The sequence below is a fragment of the Wolbachia endosymbiont of Drosophila nikananu genome (assembly GCF_028981865.1).
GTDB lineage: Bacteria > Pseudomonadota > Alphaproteobacteria > Rickettsiales > Anaplasmataceae > Wolbachia > Wolbachia pipientis_B.
In genome coordinates this window covers 1-3679 of the sequence record NZ_JAPQLL010000072.1, presented here as the reverse complement: position 1 = coordinate 3679, position 3679 = coordinate 1, and the positions used below count along the sequence as shown (strand labels likewise).

Genomic DNA, 3679 nt, shown 5'->3' with positions numbered 1-3679 from the left:
TTAAGACAGTATAGTACGCCAATTTGCAGGATTAGAGAGTGACAACTAGCTAACACGGGGTTTCTTTTGCCTTTTTTTTCATTTGGTAAATTTCTTAAATATTTATAGCTAAACGACAACCGTCATCCCGCAGCGGGATCTCTTGTTAGCGGATGAGATACCGCGAATGAATCGCGGTATGACGGTTCGCGGTGGCATGACGGTTCGTGGCGGGATGAAGGTTAAGCAATTCGTCATCCCGCTACTTGTTAGCGGGATCTAGAGATACCGTGGCGGGATGACGAGGATGCCGCCGCGAACTTGTCATTCCAGCGCGTGACGCTGGAATTCAGCCTTTAACTGATGTGATTACAGAAAGAGAATTTATTAGGTAATCATAGAAACGGAAAGTGGTAAAGCTTACCACTTTCAAGTAAAGAAAACTACGTTTACGCCTCCTATAATTTCTATGGATTATCCGCTACTGCACCGTCTTTACAAATCACACCTCCTGGTGTTATTTTTGAAACGACTACAGGAGCGCCAAAAAACACAGCAGTAAATGCACCAAGTGCAAAAAGCGCTGGCCACGGCATTCTGCTGAATATTGCAAGCAACGCTGCACCAATTATCACTATTGTGATCATCGGGCCACCTATGCCATGAGTATAGCCTATTATCTTGCATATTACTGATGATGTTGTATCATTTTTATCAACAAAAGTAGAAGCAGGAGGAGCACCTGCATCAAACGCAAAGGAGAGAATTAAAGCTACAAGTAGAAGAAAATTTTTCATTATGCCTCCGATAATTTCTATTTAATGCTGGATTATCCTTCACTTTGATTAAATTTAAGTAAATGGTGAGGATTTTTTGCTTAAAAGTATCCTTTATTTCATTTAGAATACTTTTCTTGGTTCGTTTATATTGCAGTGCTACAGAAATTTTACAGCATCGTTTATTGCCTTTATCGTGCTTTGATTGACACAATTTATAATGATGGAGTGGAGCACGCGGGGTATTTATCATTTTTAATTCTGTTATCAATATTTCCTTTTCTCATCGTTTTAATGGCTGTGGCGTCAACATTCGCAAATTTCTTAGACCAATATAACGTCGGCTGGGCATTTATTGTTGATAACATGCCACAGGATATCTTAGCATCTTTGATGCCACGCATTAGGGAGATAATATCAGGCCCGCCGCAAAGCTTACTAACTTTAGCAATTGTAGGCGCTGTTTGGACTGCCTCGTCAACAATTGAAGGGCTAAGAACAATATTGAACAAAGCTTATAAAGTTCCGGTTTCGCCACCTTATATATTAAGAAGGTTGCTCAGTATACTACAATTTTTAGTGATCACGCTTATTATAACTCTAACTATAGTGTTCTCTACATTAGTGCCAATGCTAATTGATTTTTCCTATCAGGGGATTAGTTATACTAAATATCTCCTCATTGAATTTGTACTTTTCACAGTAGTCTCTTGGCTATATTTTATGTTGCCAAACATAAAACAAAATTTATCAGACGTCTTTCCTGGATCTTGTGTGGCTGTTATTCTTTTGACAATTTCTGCTTCAGCTTTCAAGCAATACTTAAAAGCTTCCTTTGATCAACTGAATTTGATATATGGAAGTTTAGGTGGTATGGTAGTGTCATTACTATTTTTTTATATGCTAAGTTTGATTTTTATATATGGAGCAAAATTTAATTTTCAGCTAAAATATTTCAATGAATCTCGCTAAGGAGAAAGAAATGAGTAAGTTAGAAGGTAAAGTAGCTTTAATCACCGGAGCTTCAGGTGAAATAGGCTCTGCTGTTGCAAAAAGATTTGTAAAAGAAGGTGCATGTGTAATTCTGATTTCAAGATCTCTTGATAATCTCAAGCCACTATATAATGAAATTGAAGAGCTTGAAGAATTTAAAGAAGGCTCTGTGAAACTAATTCAGCTTGATCTTTTAGACTTTGAGAATGTAAAGATACTGACAAACATGATAGAAAGCCTGAAATTATCAGAATCTGGAGCACTTGATATATTAGTTGCGTGTACTGGAATTTCAGGCAAACTGAACCCCATTCACGACTGTGAGATTGAAGAGCTACAGAATGTAATGAATACAAATTTTACTGCCAATTGGTACTTACTAAAAAACTTAGATCCAATGCTAAAGAAGTCTAATGCTGGAAGAGTGATATTCATGACCTCAGAGGTGACACTTTCTCCTTCCTCTTATCCATATTGGATGCCGTATGCTGCAAGTAAAGTTGCACTAGAAATAATGGTGCAGATATATGCATCTGAGACAAAACATACAAAATTATGTGTAAACGCTGTATACACGAAAGGACCTGTAGGTAGTGAGCAGGCATTTCCTGGATCTGAATTGGTGTCACCTGATAAACTAACAGACAAATTTGTGGAGCTCGCTTCTAACGATTGCAGCGTATCAGGAGAAATCTTACCGCTTAGCAAATCTCCCGAATAAATTACATATAGCTAACGACGATTTGAGAAACCATCATCCCGCTACGTGTTAGCGGATGAGATACCGCGAATGAATCGCGGTATGACGTGTTGAAACAATCCGATAAGGTAAGCCTCATCATCCCGCTACGTGTTAGCTGACCTTACCCAGAAAAAGTAGAGAGAAAGTTAAGACTTTTTTGTCATGAAAATGATGCATCAAATTGTTCGGGAATGCAATAGTTAATAGTAGAATGTCTATGTTGTTTGTTATAAAAGATTTCTATGTATTCAAATATGGCAGTTCTAGTTTGTTGAGCAGAGTGTTGCGAGGTATCAATAAGTAGACTTCTTTCAAAATTGAGAGAAGGAGTGTAAGATGAAATATTTGAAAGGTGAAATATAAAGAAATAAAGGAGTTAGAAGGAGAAAAATTTCGACGTTTAACAGGTGTAAAAAAAGCAACATTCGAGAGAATGGTAGAAATTCTGGATGAGGAAGACAGAAGAAAAAAAGCTAGAAGCGGGAGAAAAAGTAAGCTTTGCGTAGAAGACAGGCTACTTATGACACTGGAATACATAAGAGAATATCGCACATATTTTCATATAGGACAAAGTTATGGCATGAGTGAAAGTAACTGTTTTAAAATAGTAAAGTGGGTAGAGGACACATTAATAAAACATCCAGATTTTGCATTACCTGGGAAAAAAGATCTATTAAATAGTAGTGTAAAATACGAAGTTTTGGTAATAGGTGGAACTGAAACCCCAGTAGAGAAGCCAAAAAAAAGCAAAAACGCTTTTACTCTGGAAAGAAAAAAAGGCATACTATAAAAACACAAATAGTAACAGAGAAGAAGAGTAAAAAGGTCATTTGTACATCTTTTTCAAATGGTAGGAAGCACGATTTTCGGATATTTAAAGAATCAAAGGCTGCCGGGAACTAAAATCTTAGCTGATGCTGGCTACAGAGGAATGCAAAGGATAGATAAAAATGTTGAATTACCACACAGAAAAACGAAAAAGAATCCGTTGAGCAAAGAACAAAAAAGAGAGAACAGAGCTCTTTCTAGCCAAAGGGTAATGGTTGAAAACTTAATTGGCTTATTGAAAAGGTTTAAAATCATCTCGGACAGGTATAGAAATAGACGAAAACGTTTTGGTTTAAGATTTAATTTGATTGCTGCCATTCACAATTTTGAGCTCTCACATGAATTTTGAAAGAAGTCTATT

3 protein-coding genes and 2 pseudogenes are annotated in these 3679 nt (G+C 36.7%); 3 read left to right on the top strand and 2 right to left on the bottom strand.

Annotated elements, in window-relative coordinates:
* Positions 1–446: 446 nt before the first annotated feature.
* On the bottom strand, positions 447–776 hold the full coding sequence (locus OZD67_RS05765) for a TrbC/VirB2 family protein (protein WP_182184034.1): 330 nt from the start codon (positions 774–776) through the stop codon (positions 447–449).
* Positions 777–911: 135 nt separating this feature from the next.
* Here OZD67_RS05765 and OZD67_RS05760 point away from each other — a divergent pair, with 135 nt between their 5' ends.
* The gene (locus OZD67_RS05760) at positions 912–1727 is read left to right on the top strand and encodes a YihY/virulence factor BrkB family protein (RefSeq protein WP_182184036.1); all 816 of its coding nucleotides are present in this window, start codon (positions 912–914) and stop codon (positions 1725–1727) included.
* Entirely contained in the window at positions 1714–2469 is a 756-nt protein-coding gene (locus OZD67_RS05755; protein WP_182184038.1) for an SDR family oxidoreductase, read from the top strand. Before OZD67_RS05760 ends, OZD67_RS05755 begins: the two co-directional genes overlap by 14 nt.
* A 181-nt stretch (positions 2470–2650) precedes the next feature.
* Here the strand turns inward: OZD67_RS05755 and OZD67_RS06350 are convergent.
* Positions 2651–2809, bottom strand: a pseudogene (locus OZD67_RS06350) (IS3 family transposase); the annotation flags it as partial.
* 33 nt (positions 2810–2842) lie between these two features.
* On the opposite strand from OZD67_RS06350, the pseudogene OZD67_RS06345 reads away from it, so the two are divergent.
* Positions 2843–3667, top strand: a pseudogene (locus OZD67_RS06345) (IS5 family transposase).
* Positions 3668–3679: the final 12 nt, after the last annotated feature.

Bases quoted from the DNA above. Each gene is read 5' to 3' on its own strand.
- OZD67_RS05755 (WP_182184038.1), top strand. From the start codon at position 1,714: ATGAATCTCGCTAAGGAGAAAGAAATGAGTAAGTTAGAAGGTAAAGTA.
- OZD67_RS05765 (WP_182184034.1), bottom strand. From the start codon at position 776: ATGAAAAATTTTCTTCTACTTGTAGCTTTAATTCTCTCCTTTGCGTTT.